This is a genomic window from Chryseobacterium sp. Leaf201 (assembly GCF_001421435.1).
Lineage (GTDB): Bacteria > Bacteroidota > Bacteroidia > Flavobacteriales > Weeksellaceae > Chryseobacterium.
In genome coordinates, this window is sequence record NZ_LMKA01000056.1 from 21,021 (window position 1) to 40,922 (window position 19,902).

General features: G+C 36.3%; 18 protein-coding genes. 10 read left to right on the forward strand and 8 right to left on the reverse strand.

Going from position 1 to position 19,902, the window contains the following annotated elements:
- The 5 genes from ASE55_RS20530 to ASE55_RS20735 all read left to right on the forward strand — a co-directional run bounded on the left by ASE55_RS20530 (position 1) and on the right by ASE55_RS20735 (position 4,974).
- On the forward strand, positions 1 to 2,352 hold the full coding sequence (locus tag ASE55_RS20530; protein ID WP_202967104.1) for a hypothetical protein: 2,352 nt from the start codon (positions 1 to 3) through the stop codon (positions 2,350 to 2,352).
- A 17-nt stretch (positions 2,353 to 2,369) separates the two neighbouring features.
- Positions 2,370 to 2,858: a DUF3828 domain-containing protein gene (locus ASE55_RS05560; protein ID WP_056216454.1), complete on the forward strand. Its 489-nt coding sequence runs from the start codon at positions 2,370 to 2,372 to the stop codon at positions 2,856 to 2,858.
- Between the two features lie 5 nt (positions 2,859 to 2,863).
- The gene (locus ASE55_RS05565; protein WP_056216456.1) at positions 2,864 to 3,745 is read left to right on the forward strand and encodes a tetratricopeptide repeat protein; all 882 of its coding nucleotides are present in this window, start codon (positions 2,864 to 2,866) and stop codon (positions 3,743 to 3,745) included.
- A 153-nt stretch (positions 3,746 to 3,898) separates the two neighbouring features.
- A complete protein-coding gene (locus ASE55_RS05570; protein ID WP_128414504.1) occupies positions 3,899 to 4,840 on the forward strand; it encodes a hypothetical protein in 942 nt (313 codons plus the stop codon).
- Complete coding sequence (locus tag ASE55_RS20735) at positions 4,840 to 4,974, forward strand: hypothetical protein (protein WP_262483810.1); 135 nt, start codon at positions 4,840 to 4,842, stop codon at positions 4,972 to 4,974. The genes ASE55_RS05570 and ASE55_RS20735 overlap by 1 nt, the downstream gene beginning before the upstream one ends.
- Positions 4,975 to 5,088: 114 nt before the next feature.
- Here ASE55_RS20735 and ASE55_RS05575 read toward each other — a convergent pair whose 3' ends face one another.
- Complete coding sequence (locus tag ASE55_RS05575) at positions 5,089 to 5,661, reverse strand: hypothetical protein (RefSeq protein WP_128414505.1); 573 nt, start codon at positions 5,659 to 5,661, stop codon at positions 5,089 to 5,091.
- A gap of 556 nt (positions 5,662 to 6,217) precedes the next feature.
- Here ASE55_RS05575 and ASE55_RS05580 point away from each other — a divergent pair.
- Positions 6,218 to 6,577, forward strand: a complete 360-nt coding sequence (locus tag ASE55_RS05580) for a helix-turn-helix transcriptional regulator (protein WP_056216460.1) — start codon at positions 6,218 to 6,220, stop codon at positions 6,575 to 6,577.
- 327 nt (positions 6,578 to 6,904) lie between these two features.
- Here ASE55_RS05580 and ASE55_RS05585 read toward each other — a convergent pair whose 3' ends face one another.
- The gene (locus ASE55_RS05585; RefSeq protein ID WP_056216463.1) at positions 6,905 to 7,621 is read right to left on the reverse strand and encodes a hypothetical protein; all 717 of its coding nucleotides are present in this window, start codon (positions 7,619 to 7,621) and stop codon (positions 6,905 to 6,907) included.
- A 420-nt stretch (positions 7,622 to 8,041) separates the two neighbouring features.
- The gene (locus tag ASE55_RS05590; RefSeq protein ID WP_056216465.1) at positions 8,042 to 8,845 is read right to left on the reverse strand and encodes a trypsin-like peptidase domain-containing protein; all 804 of its coding nucleotides are present in this window, start codon (positions 8,843 to 8,845) and stop codon (positions 8,042 to 8,044) included.
- A 214-nt stretch (positions 8,846 to 9,059) separates the two neighbouring features.
- Between ASE55_RS05590 and ASE55_RS05595 the strand changes: the two genes are divergently transcribed.
- The 4 genes from ASE55_RS05595 to ASE55_RS05610 all read left to right on the forward strand — a co-directional run bounded on the left by ASE55_RS05595 (position 9,060) and on the right by ASE55_RS05610 (position 12,404).
- Entirely contained in the window at positions 9,060 to 9,971 is a 912-nt protein-coding gene (locus ASE55_RS05595; protein WP_238584999.1) for a hypothetical protein, read from the forward strand.
- A 1-nt stretch (position 9,972) separates the two neighbouring features.
- Positions 9,973 to 10,614 (forward strand): hypothetical protein, encoded by a 642-nt coding sequence (locus ASE55_RS05600; RefSeq protein ID WP_056216469.1) that lies wholly within the window; start codon positions 9,973 to 9,975, stop codon positions 10,612 to 10,614.
- Positions 10,615 to 10,709: 95 nt separating this feature from the next.
- Complete coding sequence (locus ASE55_RS05605; RefSeq protein ID WP_128414506.1) at positions 10,710 to 10,982, forward strand: hypothetical protein; 273 nt, start codon at positions 10,710 to 10,712, stop codon at positions 10,980 to 10,982.
- A 477-nt stretch (positions 10,983 to 11,459) separates the two neighbouring features.
- Positions 11,460 to 12,404, forward strand: a complete 945-nt coding sequence (locus ASE55_RS05610; protein WP_056216473.1) for a hypothetical protein — start codon at positions 11,460 to 11,462, stop codon at positions 12,402 to 12,404.
- A gap of 152 nt (positions 12,405 to 12,556) precedes the next feature.
- Here ASE55_RS05610 and ASE55_RS05615 read toward each other — a convergent pair whose 3' ends face one another.
- The 5 genes from ASE55_RS05615 to ASE55_RS05635 all read right to left on the reverse strand — a co-directional run bounded on the left by ASE55_RS05615 (position 12,557) and on the right by ASE55_RS05635 (position 19,786).
- Positions 12,557 to 13,780: an SIR2 family protein gene (locus tag ASE55_RS05615; protein ID WP_056216475.1), complete on the reverse strand. Its 1,224-nt coding sequence runs from the start codon at positions 13,778 to 13,780 to the stop codon at positions 12,557 to 12,559.
- 662 nt (positions 13,781 to 14,442) lie between these two features.
- A complete protein-coding gene (locus tag ASE55_RS05620; RefSeq protein WP_056216476.1) occupies positions 14,443 to 14,715 on the reverse strand; it encodes a hypothetical protein in 273 nt (90 codons plus the stop codon).
- Positions 14,716 to 14,908: 193 nt separating this feature from the next.
- Entirely contained in the window at positions 14,909 to 15,427 is a 519-nt protein-coding gene (locus ASE55_RS05625) for a DUF2911 domain-containing protein (protein ID WP_056216478.1), read from the reverse strand.
- Between the two features lie 62 nt (positions 15,428 to 15,489).
- Entirely contained in the window at positions 15,490 to 17,181 is a 1,692-nt protein-coding gene (locus tag ASE55_RS05630) for a sodium:solute symporter (RefSeq protein ID WP_056216480.1), read from the reverse strand.
- Between the two features lie 100 nt (positions 17,182 to 17,281).
- Entirely contained in the window at positions 17,282 to 19,786 is a 2,505-nt protein-coding gene (locus ASE55_RS05635) for a PIG-L family deacetylase (protein WP_056216482.1), read from the reverse strand.
- Positions 19,787 to 19,902 lie beyond the last annotated feature (116 nt).

Genomic DNA, 19,902 nt, shown 5'->3' on the forward strand with positions numbered 1-19,902 from the left:
ATGGGAGCGATTACAGGCAATCAGAATCCAATAGTCGGAGAGACTAATTCTTATGGGATCAATCTATTTGGTGCTCTTCCTTTCATCAGTAGCAATGCCAGCTATGAATGGTATCTTTTCAAAAAACAGAAAAGCGGCGGATGGATGGATATTACAAAAAACGGAGTTCCGAAAAAAGGAATGAAAGTAGATTATAAATTCTTTGAACCTGTTGCCGGAGAGCTTTTCGAGATACGGGTTTTCGAGGTGGTGCAAGGTCTCTTACCCAGTGTGGAACCATCAAAAAAGTTATTCGGCAAACTGGAAGTCACCCCTGCCGCCAGCAGAAACGCACAGATTGACAAAGTTGTTCTCTTCAACAGAGGGAAAAAAGATATCAACAGGGCAAATTACACGGATACGCTGGTCGCTCAGGCTTTTTGTACAGGATTATTTGGTAAGGAGATCGAATTCCAGCTCTGGGAAGATGATGCTGCCGGTAAAGGGCATGATGCAGCGGTTAACAAAAATAATAAAATTCCGCATACCTTTAAAGCAACGGTAAATGAAAAAGGTATTGCAGAAGCAAAAATTCTTTTGAGTGCGGATGAAAAGATTATGCGCCAGGTTGCCAACAAATTCCTGATGAGGGGCGACAGCGACGAAGGGGCCAACCACGAATATTATGTCACAGCAACCTATTTGGGTAAAGGTGAGAAAGCAAGTCAGATAAATGTACTCGTAGCCAATCCTGATTATCAGCCTAAACCGAAAACGGATTCTCCGAAATTCCCGGCAACTTCTACCGGCAAAACACCGAAACAACCCGATGCGAAAGGCAAAATCCTGGATGCCTATTTTGCAGATGCCGGTGGCGGCAAGTTAACAAAAGTTCAGGTCGGGAAAAAAGTCCAGGTAAAAATCAAGACGAGCGGAATGGCGGGCAAACATGTCCAGTACAAAGTTTGGGAATATGATTTGGGCAGTAATGATCTGGTATACGAAAGCGGAAAAATTAAAGTTGTAAATGATCTTATTCTTACCGGCAGCTTTACCATCAGCCAGGGAACATTCGGGAAGGGAATAGATTTCGGAAGTATGGATTCCGACTCCGGAAAACAGAATTATTTCCTTGAGGTAATCCCTATTGATGTATCGGCGGAATCTCAGAAATTCGGTGTCAATTCTGATGGTCTGATGGAAGTGGAAAAAGTAAGGAGTCCAACTACCGTTAATCCTACACCTGAAAAGGATGATAAAAAAAGTGATAAAAAAGCTGATTGCTGTATAATAGATGAAGAATATTTTCTTAAAAATTACGAGTTAGAATTTCCTAAAAAAAGTAAACAGGGAAAACTAATCCCTCTCTCAAATTCTGTTAAAAATAGTCTGCGAAGAATGTTCAGAAGCATTTCCGAGTATTATTCTAACGAGAAAAGATGCTGTAATAAATATCATATTGCCTATCTATTAGCTACTGCTAAACTGGAAACCGGGCATACATTTGACCCTGTGGAAGAAGCAAACTGGCTAAGCGCAAATGTCAGAAAGAAATATTTCCAGGAAATGTATGATCCTGTTTTAGGTAAAAGTGACAAACGTAAAAAGATGGCTAAAGATAATGAAAATACCAAAGAAGGCGATGGTGAAAAATACTATGGGCGAGGTTATGTACAGCTTACGTGGAAAAAGAATTACAGAAAAATGCAGGAGAAATTTGGTGTAAATCTTGTTGATAACAGAGAAAATGCCCTTAATCACGAATTAGCAGTGAAGATTATGATCTATGGTAGTGAGAAAGGTGTTTTCACGGGAAAAAAACTTTCTGATTATATTACGAATAACAGTAAAGACTATTATAATGCAAGAAGAGTGATTAATGGTGTAGATCAGGCAGCAAAAATACAGGGATATGCTGAAAAAATAGAAAAATGCCTAAAAATCAAAGAATGCAACTGTAAGGAAAGCAGTAGTAAATCAAAACCACAAACCAAGGAAAAATATAATATTGAGGCTGCTGTAAATTATATTAACAAAAATGCCTTAGCCAAATCTGAAGGTGCCTGTGCAAAGTACGTGAGAAAGGCGATAAATGCCGGAGGAATAGCAAATATTTTTGGGCACGCTACAGAATATTATGATACGGATAAGCTGGTAAAATACGGATTCACTAAGGTAGGCACCGATATAAATTCAATTACTCTAAAAAAAGGGGATATTGCAGCTTTCGGTTCTGTGAAAGGACATCCTTATGGCCATGTTGCTATGTGGAATGGCACACAATGGGTCTCTGATTTTAAGCAGAAATCATTCTGGGTTGCAAACCAATATTCAACAGATAAAAAATATGCTATATACCGCTGGAATAATTAATTATAAAACAAAACTATATGAAAATAATATCATTTTTAATTATCTCTTTTTTCTTTATCTACTGTAAACAGGAAACGAAAATAAATCCGCATTCAGTAACAAGTATGGTACAGAAAAATACACATTCTAAAGAAGCGATTAAGATGCTCAGGGATTTTTACCTTAATTTTTACAGCTCAGATGAACCTCTTGACAAGAAAAAATCAATGAAGGATTTTGTTTCAAGCAGGGTATTAAAAAGAATTGACAGTTTGACTAAGAATCCTGAAAATTTAATTATTGACTATGATCCTTTTATAAAAGGGCAGGATTATAATGGCGAAAGCATCAAAAAATCCTTAGAAATAAAGCCTTTAAAAAATAATGATGAGTACAGAGTAAGTTTTTTACAGTTTGGTGGACAAGATGAAGCAAAAACAAATATTGATGTCCTGGTAAAAAAGGATGATTCAGGAAAGTTTCTGATATACAGTATAATAAATGATGAGCATTTAAATTTTAAATAAACTCAATGATAAAACATTTTGTATTAATAATAACACTTAGTATTTTCTTAAGTTCTTGTGCAAAGCCATCAGAACATCAGGAAAAAGGCCGTCATAATAGTAATACTAAATCTATAAGCAAGCTTCAGAATTCTGATAAGGAAAATCAGGCTCCCAAAGTTGTAATAGAAGGTTCTGATCTAATAGTGTTCTATAACAATAAAAAAACCGTTTATAAGAATCTCGTGGTAAATGAGATGTCTGTTTCTACAGAACTGATTCAAACTAATAACACCGGTTTTTCATTACTATATGAGCAAAATGCTTCTTTAACAAAAATCAAAGAAAAATATAATTTCATTTACTCGGATACAGGAATCTTATTAATAGATAAAGAAATTATAAAATTCGGACAGGATGGATTGATGATCAATAGGTTATACATTGACAATTTTAATATGTTAAATAAAACCTATGAAAATCTACAGTCATTAGGCGCAGAACTTCCGGATAACTTTGAGCAGGCCAGCTCATCAATGTCCATTTACGATTCTAAAAATATACCTTTTGCGACACAAAATTTTCAATATTCTACAGAAGATCTCTTTATTAGCTATCCTGATGTAAAAGACGGTGATATTAACATCAGTAATGTGGAATCAGCGAACAATCAGGCTTTTAATTTAGAAAAAATTGGGGCCAATCAACAATCAAAAATTCTCTTAGAGCAAATCATCCGTCAATTTCCAGACCGAATTGTTGCTTATCTTAATTTGGCAGATGTGCTTTGGAAAATTCAGGATCAGAATCAGGCGAAAATAAATTATACAAAATATTTGTCATTAATGAAATCCCAAAATAAAAACTTATCAAAAGTACCGCAACGGGTTTATGACAGAATCAAATAACAGGATCGGATTTATGGTTAGAAACAGTACAATTAAATAACAACACTGTTTTTTTATTAAAGTATAAAGCGGAAACCCTAATTTTCACTTTGTCAGAAGAGGATGATACGGGATGAAAACGGATGTTATCATTTAGAAATAAACCAATACATTATGAAAAACCTTCTTTTAACCGCACTCATTACCTTTTTTTCTGTCGCCTGCAATAAATCCCGGGAAAAAACAACATCGGCTCCCTTAAAATCCGACACCATGGTTCTGAATGATCAGGATATTGTTTTCGTTTCGCCGGGTGATCAGGCGATGGCAGCACTGAAAAAGAAAAACGGTGAAGATTTCTACACCATCGCAGACGATGCCAACAACTATTTTTCTGAAGCATCAGTCTACCTGGATTCTCTGAAAGTAGCCTATAAAAATGCCGATGACACGAAAGTATTTGTTTTCAGAAAAGATCATAAGACCATAGCCATTCCCAAATATAAAAGCCCCTGGTATGCCCTGTTTTATAAAGACGGAAAATATGAAACCGTCGATCTGGTCAACGTCAGGGAAGCATATCCGAAGTTTTTCGGGAATACGGCTGCGAAGAGCTCCGGAGCTTTGGATGCCAAAACGGTCATCGCCTCTGTTGCCGGTGATCAGTATTCTGTTCTGGAGAAGAAAGATGGTGATCTGAACAATGATCATTTTACCGACAGAATTGTTGTTCTGGCAAATAACCGCGATCTGGATCCTCAGGATCCTGATACCAAAACTGCCCCTGTACTGATTTTATTAAATGACCAGAATAAAAAATACGACGTTCTGAAAAACGAAAATATCTACCCGAACAGTTTCGGGGATTCCTTCAGAAAACTGGTCGTGAAAGACCGGTTTTTTACGGTTGAACTGTTCAATGAAGTTCCGGACGAATACACTTCGGAAAAATACATCACCTTCAGATTCAGCGAACCGTCAAAAGAGATCGTCCTTTCCAAATACGGGGAAAATACCGTCCGGAAAGACGGCAGAAAGAATAATGCCTTATGCTCCGATAAAAGTTTCGGCAAAATTCTGTTCCGGGATTACCGTTCTGATGACATCCGTACCTAATGTCCGAAATGACTCTGAAAAACATCTTTCGCTTCCTCGCAGCTAAAAATATCCCACGGATTGCGCAGATTTTCATGGATGATAACGTGGCTTCGGCTCCGCTCAGCCACCGGATGGCCGTTCCTTACAATTAAAGTGAATAATCATCTCAACACTCCGTTTGTCATTGACTGCGTCGAATCTGTGATTTCCGCAGGAATCTAAACATCGTATCAGAGAATCGCATAGAAAGATTTGGGGCCGCATTCCTACGGTAACTGAACCTCAGCTTTCTGTGGGTGGGATTGCAGAAGATTCTTTTTGCTGTTTTTCCGCTCCAGGATCAGCCACGCCGCATCCAGCATTTTGATCAGGTGGAGATACGGGCATACGATATTGCGCTCCGGTACATTGTTGAACGTCCCGAGCGAGAAATACACCACGTCTGACAGGAATTCCTCAAATTCCTCCAGGCGGTACTCCTTAAAGGCTTTGCGGAAAACCTGCACCGGATCGCGGTATTCTTGCTCCGACAGCGAACCGTACATCACTGGGCTGCTGTGCTCCGGAACGCTCTCCCCTATCCATTTCCCGGCTTTCTTCCTGAGGCACCACCCTGCCCGGAGAAACGACCGCATTGACTGGTGGAAGTGGAAGACCACGGAAGGCTCTTCCGGGATTCGGGTTTTCCCCTGTACCGCGTACTGCATGATCCGGTTGAGCCGTTCTTTCGCCGTCGCCAGGTCATGGAACTGGAAAAATACCTCCATCAGCGGAAGTGCCGAATGCTTGTTCCGGCCGGACCAAAACCGGGATTCTAAGTCTATGCTGTTCTTTTTCATAGGTTCTGTTTTTTTTGATTTAATGGTTTTCCTGGCCATATGGATTTATAGCATTGAAAACATAACTTTCCTGAGTGTCTTCTGGTTTGAGAAAAGACATAATAAGGTCTTTGAGCAGTGACCAAAAGACACCGGAAAGCATTGATATGAATGAAATTTGTGTTTTTATAAGCTTTAATGTAAAGCCGCAATGAGTTGTACACCCCATTGTATCGTGCAGTCTGATACTGTATTTTGAGGAAGCGGCTTAGAATGAAGAGTAATAAACGGCGTGAAAAAACGGCGTGGAACTCTACATTATCCGTCATTGAGGCACTGGTATACCTTACACACAGATAAGAGAGCCCACGCCTAGGTCGTGAGCTTCCTGCTTATTGTCTTGTGTGTCTAAAAATTACCAGTTTTCAATGACAAGATTCTAAGCAATAGCTTCTATTTTCTTCGAAGTATCGCAAAGTTACATTACCGTAACTTATTTAGCAAATATAATAAAAATTCACGTATTCGACACAAATTTGTATCGAATAATATTGCTAAATATTGCAACTTTTACTAAATGCAAGAATATAATAATGAGGAAATTGATGCTTTAGGTATACAAATTGGTTGTATAGTTAAAGTTGAAAGACTAAGAAAAAAACTCTCACAAGGTGATTTAGGACTATTAATAGGTTCCAACAACACCACTATAGGAAGAATAGAGAGATATGAGAATTCAACTAGTTGGAAAAATTTATTCAAGGTTTCGCAAGCTTTAGCAATTGACTTCAATTCTTTATTTATATTAAAATCTTTAGATTTTATCTTGTCCACAATTAATGAATGCATAAGTCTCGAGGATAAACTAACAATTGAAAAAGCACGGTATTATCAAGACCTCGAAAAAGAAGCTAAAAAACTATTTAAATTTTTATAATCTTAGATCCAACTGAAGAACAATAAATGTAAAGAATGCCTTACACATTAAAATTAATGAAACTGTACCACAAAGTCTGTAAGTCAAAAAGTCAGGGCTTGGATTTTATAATCTGAGCCTTTCTTCAAAAATAAGCATAAATTGGTTGAGAACAATGCCACAATTGTGAATAGGGTTAGACCATTTTTTTGTGGATTTTTTCAAAGCATGGTAAGCGGATTCCTCAGTCGACAACAATAGAAGATGTTGAGCTTCTTTCACTTGAATTGGAGAATTTTAACTTCATATATTTTGTTTCCCGAATGAAGCTTTCTTAGGTCGTGCTTCTTATATATCATTTAATTCAATTCTCATTGTCCGAATTAGGTCTTTTTTTATTTCTTCTACTTGCATCCCCATTCCCATTACCGCTTCTTTCGCAATATTTATAGCTTCTTCATTGTTGTTAATAATTAGTACAGCCATTTTACTTACTAATTTATTACTTTCATTCAGAAGCATTTCAAAACCTTTTTCCAAATAATCTAACTTCATTACAACTTCGTCACTTGCGGTTATTTTAATACTATTGGTTTCGTGTCTAAGTTTAACTAAATCTTTGTTTGAGTCAATAATTAATGCTTGAGTCTTTTTTTGAAAGACAATCAATGCTTTTTTTTCTGCGCCCACTGTATTAGCGTTAGTTGCATTTCTATTATACTCTTCTAAAACATCTTTCAACTTATCAATTCCATTAGTATTTAAATTTGAGTTTAAAGTATCCAACATGGAAAAAAATTCGATATAAGATTTAGTTTTAGTTTCATACCTATTTTTTCTTTTAGTAATATCTAATTGATGATCTCGTTTTAGTTCCTCAAGTTGTCTATTATAGTTAGATTTTATTTCTTCCGCTTCTTGTATAAGCTTTTTATTATCTCTCTTTAGTCTTCTTTGCTTTGCACTCTCAATAATATACACAGCTATGCCAGATACAATAGCACCACCAATACCAGTGGAAAGACCCCGGATTATTTCAGGCGAGATATTTAAATTTTCAAACATATTATTAATTTTCAAACAAATGTATTAAATAGTAATCGAAAATTTTCTAAAACTTGAATTGTAAGCCAATTCTGGATTTGCAATAACTACATTTCTCCAATACAAATATTTCTCATCTTTTCCCTGACTATTGGTTCTTTCAAATAAGTAAAAGATTAATAAAGCCGTTTGTGAGGTCCGGAAATCTCTAGACATCCATTCATCTGTGTTCTCTTCAATAGACTCTTAATATGACATAATGCCTTTGAAGTATGTATGACCAATAAAAATCGATGCAGAAGTGAAAACATTGATTTCGCGAATCTTTTTCTTCTTCTCCGAAGCCCCATGTGTTAAATATCCGATAAAAGTAGTAATAGAGCTAAGAGGTACGATTCATTGTTTTTGTCATTCTATTATTGTGTTGTATTCGCAAAGTCATTACTTGAACCACCTTAATGTGGATGTGGGATAATTTATAAATGGATTTTTCAAAATTCGTTTTTTATAATAATTATCAATTATTTCTTCCAAACACTTCTCTTTAAAGACTCTTCCTATTTCAATGTCATCACCTAACCTTCCAGCGTAAATTCCCAGAAAGTTTACAGCAACTCCTGGCCCTCCCATCATTTTACCATCCATATTAATCATACCTGTTTTTACAGAATATACAGGTGAGCCACTCATTCCCTCTCTTGTAGAAGCGTCAATTAAAAATTGAGGTTTTTCATCATGGTCAACTTGCATTTCGCTTGCAATATGACCTGTTTTCCAAATAGGTAGTTTCCCCGAAGTACTAATTCCTTTTGGAAATCCCACAATTGAACAATTATCTGTAATGTCTTTATCAAACTGCTTTTCCCAAACACCTTCCCAAATATTAAAATATTCAACATCTTTGAAGGTAGGAAGCTTTATAGCTACAACGTCTATTTCATTACCTCTTGGATGCATCAAGTAAGTCGGTTTGAAATTTTCATCAATTAAATCTATTCTTTTTGGCTCCCATTCACTTATACTTCCTTTTTTCAAAAAGTGCACTATAAGATATTCTGGTTCTGAGAACTTGCCTAGATCAGCATTTGTTTCTGGATTTTTACCCGTTACACAATGCCAGTTAGTTACAAGAAAGTAGTCATTATAATATCTTGCAGTAAATGCAGTTCCTATCGCGATCGGATTTTCAGATCCTTCATGTAAAAAACACTCTATAAATACAGAGCATTTTGTTAAATAATTCATGTGTTTAGTTATTTACTTTCAATATACAAAAGATTATCCACTCAATAGTCAACTTGTTGAGGTTTCCGTAGAGAGTTTGCAGGAATTCGAACGCCTTTTCCGCATGCTTCATAGTGAAAGGTTACTCATATATTCCTGATACGATGTAAGTTTTTTATAGTTTTTTATTATAAATGTCTTACGGATGAAAAATTATTATAAATTTACCATTGCAATGGAAGATACTAATATAAAGATCAAATTAGACTTAGCAGAAAATGTTGATGTCGAGTTAGATAAGATGTCAATAACGGCTTTAGAGTCGTTTTTGAAAGTCACTAATGCGTTAAAAAACATTGCAGCTGCTGTATCTGAAAATGTTGTCTTCTCAATTGAAAAAGGTTCTGCGGCGGCTGTAGTTCATGGTTCTAAATATGAAATTCAGACGATTTATGGGAAAATAGATGAAGCCATAGAAGGTAAATCAGACGATGGAATTATTACTAAAAATCTTCGTGATATTCAGAATGAAATTAAGAACGATGTTTTACAATATCAATTTTTTTATTCCAATATTAAGCTAGAGGAAAGAATTAAGAACGCCACTAAGATCAAAAAAAAATCTAAATACAAATCTTATAGAAATGAATTTAGAATTCTTACCGGTAAATTTAATGAGGTAGGTGGGCAAACCATCAATTATCATTTAGAATATCCTGGTGGCGGTCAGGAAACTATTGATTGTACAATTTCTGAAGCTTTAGAACTTAAAGATTTTTTATTTCAAAATATATCATGTTTAGTAAAAAAGAAGATTGCTGAAAATGATATAGCAAAACCAACTTTTATTCATTGCACATTTTTAGCTGCAGATCAAATTTCACGTTTTAGAAATTTTGTTGATCTATTACATGAGAAAGACGATATTATTGATAGATTAGATTTAATATATGATTTTTTTGATAGCTCTCCTTCAGTAATTGCTGATATGGCTGCCATGTTAAAAGCCTCCATAAATTTATTTGATGATATCAATGAATTAAAAACCTTACTGATTATAAGTAAGGGCATGAAAGATAATGAACACATAAAAAATATACGAAATAGTGTACTAAGTAATTTTGAACTTCAAATGAACAAACTGTAATATGTTGGAGCTCATAAATACTGCCACAGAAAAAAATTATAAAAGCGATTTCATTGCAATAGGTTGTTGGAAAGATGGCGATGGAAACCCTTTTCATTCTGTATTTATTATAAAGTATAATAATGAAACATATCAGTATCATTACACCGGGGAAGATACTGATGCTATCAAATACGATAAAGATATAAGATCAAATTGTTTTCATAAAATTACTTTTACGATTCATCCACACATCATTCCTTCATTTATAATGATGTGCAAACAAATTCAAAAAAAGGCAAATCCTAGATATGGTTTCTTTTATACAGGTGAATATTTTGACTTGAATGGTCAACATTTTTCTGAAAAGGAGATTGGTCAAACAATGACATGTACAGGGTTTTGCCTGAATGTTCTCAAAGGATTCTTAGAAGAGAATTATATTGATTATACTGAGTGGACTGAAGAAACCCATCAGGAGTATAATTATTTACAAAATTTTGCTGACGATCATGGTTTGAATGTTGAAGATATTGCAGAATCTCATCGCAGAATTTCACCCTTAGATCTGATATGCTCTGCATATTTTTCAGATTTACCAATAAAAAAAGAAAGTATTAATTCAAAAAAAGAAGAGGTATCTACTTATTTAGAATTTTCTTAAAATACTTTCTTTACATACTCATTTTAAAATACATTAATACTATTTTTGACATGTTTCGTAACTTTATCATATTAATTAAAATAAAGAAACGATATATGTCTTTAGTTTTTGACACAAAAGAGAAAGAGTTAATACTCGCAGCTATTAATATAGCTAAACAAAATTATGATGATAAGAAAGATTCAGATTATCTTGAATTGGTAGAAATAGAAGACGAAATTAAGTTTGAAAATGTTTTTCTATCAAGAAAGCAAATCAGCAATATTGAATCTATAACCGGTCCATTATTAGATTTTCCGAAAAAATATCAGCAGATGGAAATCTACGATTTAGAAACAAAACTTAATGAATATGTAGAATTACCATAAGTCGTAATAATGAAAATATTGTAACCACAATACCCAAAGACACTCAAGTCTATATCTCCATTAAAGAGAATAAAAAAAATTACAAAAAAATAAAATGGCGAAACTATTCCGGCTTGGCTTATAACCCAAGTTATACCTCTTATAGCACTTACACACCGGCTAAAAGCTACAATACATCAACATTTTCGTACAATTACACTCCAAGCAAAAGCAGCGGGAGAATAGTGCATGTAAAAGGCTACACAAGAAAAAATGGAACCTATGTAAGCCCACATACAAGAAGTGCTCCGAGAAGAAGATGATTAATCCTATTAATAAAATAGAATTAAAACCCTGACAAAAGTTGGGATTTTTTTGATATTTGGAAATTATAATCCAAGTAAGCTGATATCTGTAAATTACCTTCAAAACAACTTACCGTAATTAGAAAATAATTGGTTTACATGAAATAAATTCTCAAAATTGCAAGAAAAAATTATGATTACAGATAATATTTATTTTACCCAAAAAACTTATCCTATTATTCAGCAAATAGAAAATGAAATGGATGATGCTATAATTGCAGAAAAATTTTTGTTTAGAAGCTTTACTAGAGAAGAAATGTATAATGTCTACTGCTCTATTTTCTATGAATTTCCATATAGAATAATTCCCAAAAATGATTTTATTGGTATATCTATAAATGCTCTTGAAGTTTTAGATGGGGGTAGTTCATTTGATGAACATCAGGATAAAAATAAACTGTACGATTTCCAAATTCAAGAATTTTTTGAAAGACGAAAATCTTTTGATCCAAAAAACTGTTTAGAAACTGTAGAATTCTTTATAGATGAATACTTCATTAAGTTAGTTTTTCAATTTGATAAGTTCATAGAAAGCGCAAAAACATTTCCTTCTTTCCTCGGTATTAATGATGAACAAATCATATTACTAAATTTAATAAAACATTATAGATCAACACTTTCAAATGAAAGCATACAGATAGATTTCTTTTGGGCAATACAATTGCCTAAGAAAATAAACGATCAATTAATTCTTTTACTAATTGAGTATTTAGAACAAAGAGTTGCAATTTTGAATATAAAAACAAAAGATATCATTTTCGAAAATAAAAATAGTGTTTTTCCGGAGTTTCAAAATAAAATAATATGGAATGGAAACCAGCAACAGCTTTGCGAGTTATTTCTAAAGTTGAAGGAGAATAAGTGGGTTGAAGATTTTGAAGAAGGTAACTTGAAATTGTTTGTGAGTTCGTTATGTAATCTATTCGATATAAAAAAAACTAAGAAAAAAGATACATCGGATGAAATAACTTCTCTCTATCAAATTTTTAAAGGAGAAATAATTGATGGAAAGAAAACTTATCCATTTTTAGAAAAACCCCGATATAAAAAGGTCATTAAGGAAATAAATAAAAACTAAAGCAAATTATCTTTTAAATACTAAAATAGACAGCCTCTAATATTGACATGATTTGGAATTTTATGTTACATTTCATATCAGTTTTTTCCTAATGTAAGAACAAAAAATGCGAAAGTCTTGACTGCTTCGCATTTTCATTATAGTTTAAATTATTATTTTTGAATCCTTATGTTTGAAAGTATAGTAGGTATTTCGTCATACGAATCTATCCAAATTGTTTTAATTCCTAGAGATAATAAATCATTTTCCTCAAAAACCTCAATTAAATCTGTTAAATTCTGAACAAATTCATCAAATTGTTCTTCCTTAATAGCTTCTTTATCATTTTCTTTAATCCATTTTGTTAAACCTTTTATAATGTATTCCCTATTATATCTCGATTTGATTAAATAATGACTTCCATTCCTTTCAAATCTTTGCTCATTTGCGATATCTAAGAGTCGTCTTGTGTTAGGATCCGTTAAAGATGTTCCTATAAATAAACAATTAAACTCTCTAAATTTATTTATTTGAACGATATTATTCCAACTATAAGTATCTCCATACTGCTGATGATAAAAATTTTCACCAAATGTAATTCTATTAAGTTCGGTTAAATCTCCTTTGTGAGGAAGATACCCATGAACATGATAAATCGGCAAGTCTGACGGCAAAATCTCCTGCCCATTACCAAAAATTGATTTGTATGGCAAATCCATTTTAAGTTTATCAATATTTTGTTCTAATAAATCATCAAAATTATAAGTAATAATAGAATTTAAATTAGGACTCTTTCCTGCCGCTATACAAAACTTAACAATTTCATCCATGAGTTTAGATTCTTTCATAGAATCTATCTCTTTATATAGAATTTTTCTAACTTCTTCTTCAAATAAAATTTCGTTCTCATCATAGTATTTTTGAAGGTATCTTCCAGCAATCAAAGGATTTGGACTAAAGATAAATGAAAATAACTCGGCGATCAATGATGAATTTTCTTTTTTATTTAATGTTGTAACCATTAACTTTTGCAGTAATAGCTGCCAATTGGGAAGACCATATGTCATCGAAACCCCGGCTCCTAAAACTAAAACTAACTTACCTTCTTTAAAATCTTTATTAACATCCTTAATATCTACACTTCTGTCTTTTTTATTTACTACATACTCAGAAGCCAATGAAATTTCCTTAGTTTGTTTCAAGGTTTTTTGCAAGTCAATTAAAGTACTGGAACTTGTCATTGCTTCCATGATTTTTCGTGTATTTTCAGACACATCCAGAATTCTTGCAATATTTGAGAAATCTGGATATAATGCTTTATAATCAGGAATTGCAGGATTCCAAACAGGATTGGTCAGTTGATCAATAAGTTCTTGTGGAGTTTTCTTTTTAGCCATCTCAGTTTTTCACAAAAGTAAGAAAAATAAAAATGCGAGACTCTAGACTGTTTTGCACTATATTGGATATTATAATTAAAAAAATCTGATCTTAGTTCCAGTTATTCTGCTTTCTTATCCCAGCTCTCTGAAGTTTTCTGACTTATTTTAAGTTTATTAACCTTTTATTATATTTGTACTGAACTACCAGCCAATGCACAAAAATAACACTTCACCACTTAATCCCAAGCCATCTACATCGACAGCAAATATAGAATCCTATTCTTTTGAGGGGTAATAAATGTGTGGTAGTCTATAGGAATAATGGTAAGTTCTACTCCTATAATCAGAGCAAAATCCCATTCTACAATCAGCTCTGAAAACTCAAAAAGCAGAACGTATTTTCAGTTATTTTAAAAGGAATTGCAGAGACCATTGCTTGAAAACAGAGGAAAGCCGATAATATTCCTGCCCATAGCTATACGAGTATCGGTTTTATTTCTGAAACTTCCGTTTTTTCCAATTACCTGGATCAAACACGACCGGAGAAAAATAGACATCCCTCTCCTGTTGAGATTTTCACGTTTGGTTTTACACTCAGCAAAAAGTCTGGGGTAAATGAAGCGTTCTCAAGTCTGTTAAGTGGTATTGAAGGCAAGATGACTCAATTCTCGATAAAGGATTTATTTTACGCCAAACAATGAACTGTGCTCCCAAGCTTGATCGCAGACCAGATGGGTAAAATAGGATTTATCTCCTGTTTTTGCTTCCGTGAAAATTTCAGATTCAAACCGGATCTTCAGTTCCCAGCTATCCCATTTTCTCATCCCCTTTTGATAAGGGCTGAAACTGCATTGGACTTCAAAATATTGCTTTTTAGAGTCCCCTAAAAATTCTACAATAATGCTTTTGGCTTTGACCTGTACTTCTTCCCGTATCATTGCTTTGAGTTTCATTGACCATTTTTTGCTAAGCTATTACAGTAATGCGACAAAACGTGTCGTGTTTTTACAAGCCTTCCAATTTCACAGAGAATTAAAAATTGGCTGTCCAGAAAGAATATTTTACCCTAGTCATCTTTAATACCTACTCAAAATTATAAACAAAAAAAATCCCGGCTCACCGGGATTTCATTCTTCATATCTAGAATTACTTAATCTCCACAGGAACAGAGATTTTATCCCAATCCATCGTGAATCCATTTTTGTTGATTTTGTAAACCAAAGTTTCCTGTGTTGCCGGTAAAGCTTTTGTTTTAACATCAACGCGTAAAGCATCTTTGGTTTCTTCGTATTTATAAGCCCCCCATTGTTTTGGCTCTTTGTTAAAAATGGCAGTCCAGGTTCCGCTTTCTTTAGGGATTAAGAAAAAGCTGTATTTACCTGCAGGCAGTTTTTTGCCCTGAACGGTAATGTCCTTACTGGTTTCAAACGTGGTGGCTTCATTGGCACCCGCACGCCAGACTTTACCGTACGCTACCAAATCACCCCAGATTTTACGCTCTTTAACAGAAGGGCTGTTGTAGGCGATGGTAATGGTGGCATCCTTAATTTTTCCGGTAGCAGTAGCCGCAGGGCTGGCCGGTTTTTTAGTGTCCTGTGCAAAGGCATTTACGGAAAGCGTCATGGCAGCCACAAGGACGGTAGCAGACTTAATGATTGTATTCATACTATTTTTATTTATTGTTTATTTTTTTGTTTATTGTTATTGTTATTGTTATTGTTGTCCGTTTACGAAGTTACTGCTTTCGGCTTATAAAAAATCAATCCGACTGCAGAAAATATAATAACGGCCGCTGCCCCGATGACGTTGAGCCAGAGGAAAGAAACGATATCGAACTGATACACGGCAATCACCGTAATTTCCGACAGGATGGCAGAAACAAATACATTCGCCCCGTTGATTTTTTTAAAGTAGAAGGCGACAAGGAAAATCCCCAGGATCGGGCCGTAGAAAAGAGAGCCCAATACATTAACCGCTTCTATAAGGGAACCCATCTGGGTGGCATACATGGCGACACCGATGGAGAAAATCCCCCAGGCTAAGGTGTGCAGTCGGCTGTACTTCAGTTCGGTGGCATCATCAGGAATTTCTTTTTTAAAGATCAGATGGACATCTTTTAATGAGCAGGCGGCAAGGGAATTCAGCGCCGCGGAAATGGAGCCCCAGCTGGCCAGGAAGATGACGGCAAACAGGAGACCGATCATCCCTACAGGCAGGGTATTTTTTACGAAATACAGGAAAATGTAATTGGTATCCGTTTTCTCCGCATTGTAGTTTGAATGGTTGATGGCCTCTTCTACCCTTCCGTGAAGTACCTTTACCTGGGTCTGCGTGTTTTTAAAATCCTGAACGGTTTTATTAAGCTCCGGTGAATGCGTTTCTTTCAGCTTTAAAATTTCTTTTGATTCTGCATTGAATTTTACCTGCAGATCCTGATGCTCTTTTTCAAAAGCCGCAGCCTGTTCAGGTTTTGTTTCCTTTAAATGCTGATAAGAGCGTTCGTTAAAATAAATCGGAGCCGGTTTCAGGGAAAAGAAAGCGAAAAGCAAGGCACCGATCAGGAGAATCGCAAACTGCATCGGGATTTTAACCAATCCATTCAAAAGCAGGCCCATTTTTGCATTGGTATTGTCTTTCGCTGTAATATACCTCCCTACCTGGCTCTGGTCGGTCCCGAAGTAAGAAAGTGCCAGAAAAAAACCGCCGATCAGTCCGCTCCAGATATTGTATTTGTCTTTCCAGTCGAATTCTGTGGTGATGACATTGAGCTTTCCGGATTTCCCAGCAAGATAAAGCGCATCCTTAAAACCGATTCCGTTCGGCATATTCTGAATCAGCAGATAACCGGCAAAAGCCATGGTTCCCAGAATAATAAGAAACTGTAATTTCTGGGTGTGGGCGATTGCTTTTGCACCGCCGACATAGGTATAAATCAACAGAATGCCACCCGTTAAAACATTGGTTACATAAATATTCCAGTTGAGAACGCTTGATAAGATGATACTCGGCGCATAAATGCTGATTCCGGTTGATAAGCCTCTGGAAAAAAGAAAAAGCAGTGAAGTGAGCACCCTTGTTTTTTTATCAAAACGGTTTTCCAGGTATTCATAGGCCGTGTAGACATTTAAGCGCTGGAAAATCGGGATGAACGTGATGCAGATGACAATCATCGCCAAAGGCAGGCCAAAGTAATACTGAACGAAACGCATCCCGTCTGTATACGCCTGGCCCGGTGCCGAAAGAAAAGTAATGGCACTGGCCTGCGTAGCCATAATACCGATCAGCACAATATACCAGGGCATTTTATTATCTGCCTTCAGGTATGATGCGTTGCTTTTCTGGCCACGGCCGATATATACGCCGTACACCACCACGGCAATAAGGGTAAAAATAAGAACGGTCCAGTCTATAGTGCTCATGCCCAGAATTTAGTAAACAGATAATAAAATGCGATCTGGGCTGCCAATGCAACGGCCAATAGGATGTACCAGGTATTCCAGTTTTTAAATTGATTGTTCATCAGTTTTTCTGTGCAGATAAAAAGTTTAAAAATAAACGTGCCGCACCCGCATTTCCTGCAGGCAGCTGCCTGAAAAAGGCCAGCGGCGAATAAATAAAATTACCCTTTCCGTATTTTGCATATAAAGTGGATCCCTGCAGAGGCTCTTCTCCGGTATCATGCATTTCAAAAAGCGGTTCGTACGCTGCATCCCATTGGTCCGGGAAATAGGCGCCGCGCTCCTGTACCCAGCCTTTAAAATCATCCGCCGTAATTTTGTTCGGAAAGTTGAGTAATTTATGATTCGGATTTAAAAACGTAACCGCAGCATTTTCTTCGGTCACCCGCTTATTGGCAATGCTGAAACTGTACATCCCCAATTGGTTAACGGTGGTATCCTGGTTGGTGTTATACTGCATCACCAGATTACCCCCGGCTTTTACATAAGAATATAAAAAAGGCATCCAGCGGCCCAGCTTTTTCTCTGTGTTGTTGGCACGGACACCCAGTACAATGGCATCATACTGCGACAGCCTGTTCTGACTGCCGTTTGCGCCGGATTGATCTAAGCTGCCATAAAAATTTTCGTCTTTCAGAACCTCGACCTGAATGCCTGCAATACGTAAGAACTCAGGAATGAAATCGCCCGCACCTTCTATATACCCCACTTTTTTAACCTTTGCCTGAATATCGCCTTTCATTACCGTTACCGTGGCAGGCGCAAAATATTGTAAGGAAGGCAAATGCGGGTACTGAATCAATACCTGTTTTTTATTGTACATTGCTCCATCTGCAGCATAATTGGCATCCAGCTGTAAACGGGCCGATTTGATTGAGGCAAGCTTCGCTTTTGGAATAACATAATCGACGGTAAAGTCTTTCCCGCTGATCGCATTTATTTCGCCGCCGCCTAACCGTTCTCCGTTATACATCAGGTTTACTTTACCATTGTTGAATTTTTTACCGGAATTAACCTTAAAATTTAAACTCAAATGTAGATCTTCATTTTCTTTAACCAGATACAGAGGCTGTGTAAATTTCAGTTCCAATGCAGGAACAATACGCAGGGCTTCAACCACATCACCCCGCACCGGGTCTAGTTTCTTGAAAGATAAAGGCAGCTGAACCTGAAACTTTTCCGAACCGATTTTTAAGCTGAGCAAAACATTCAGTGGTGATTCTGCCTCCGGCAGGCCGATTAAAGTATCATTTGGAACAGAGAAAGTTGCCGCGTCCTTGGCTTGTTTTGCCAGCCAGTAAGGTTCTGTGAGTGCTGCATCGGCAGGAATCTGAATCTCATGCTGAATGGTAATTAAAGAATCTTTTGACAGTTTTCTGTTGAAGCTTTCTGATTGATTTAACCATTTTACATTTTCTAAAACAACAGGATTTTCAGCCCTTGAAATCAGATTCAGCCTGAAATTATAACGGTCTCCGGCAACCGCTTCAGCCTGACTGGTGACTGCCTCACCCATAAACCCGGCGCAGCTTAAAATGATATGATCGAGTGCCGTAATTTTATCCTTTTTCAGGTCTGCATCTTTTAGCGCCATGACCTTTTTTCGCAAAGCAAGCAAAGCAGGCAAGCTGAGATCAGGCTGATTAAAATTGAAAGCTGAGATGATTTTATCTAATGACTGGTCAATATCCGTGTTTCCTTTTGCAGTCCAGCTTTTAACTACGCCATCAAAAAGGGTTGCTTTGGCAGGCTCGCCGTCAATATGGGAAAAATATTCAGTTCTGATCCCGGCTACAGACTGTGTTCCTGCGCCCTGGCTTTTATGTAAGCTTCTGCTTAATCCTGCCAGTTCACCGTAACCCATTCCCAGCTGCGCATCGTATTGCCCAACCGTGACTTTCAGTTGATTTTCGGCAGTGGTATTGACGGCACCAAATCTGAAAGTATTCCACAATACGCGTTTTGGCTGCCATACATTGACATATTTCAGCTGATCCGGGAAAGCATTTTTATCGCCTGCCAGTTTAAAAGCTTTTTCTGCAACCACCGCCGAAGCCGCATGCTGTCCGTGCCCTGCCGCCGCAGTAGGCGGAAAACGACAGATGATCACATCCGGACGGAATTTACGGATGACCCAAACGACATCTGCTGTAATGACCTCTGCATCCCATTGTTTAAAGGTATCGGTGGTATTTTTAGAGAACCCGAAATCAATGGCCCGGGTAAAAAACTGTTGGGCACCGTCTAACTTCCGTGCCTCTAAAAGCTCATGTGTTCTGATCAAACCCAATGCAGCACCCTGTTCCGTGCCTAATAAATTCTGACCGCCATCTCCTCTGGTTAACGACAGATAGCCTGTTTCCACATTCTGATCGTTGATTAGCCAGGAAAGCAATCCTGTATTTTCATCATCGGGATGAGCCGCAAGGTATAAAACTTTGGGCAGGTGTTTAAGGGTTTTGAGTTCGCGGTAAATTTCAGATGATTTTGAGGGCCGGACCTGTTGGGCCGAACAGAAAACCGTAAAAAAGCCAGGGATCAATACAATGAATACTTTTTTGAACATTTGAATTTGCTTTGGGGGCAAATATAAGTAAATCGTTTTTCTTTCAGCCTTAAAAAAAAGCAACACGCTTTTGCTGACGATTTAAAGCGGTTGAAAGAAGCAATTAAGACTGTCGG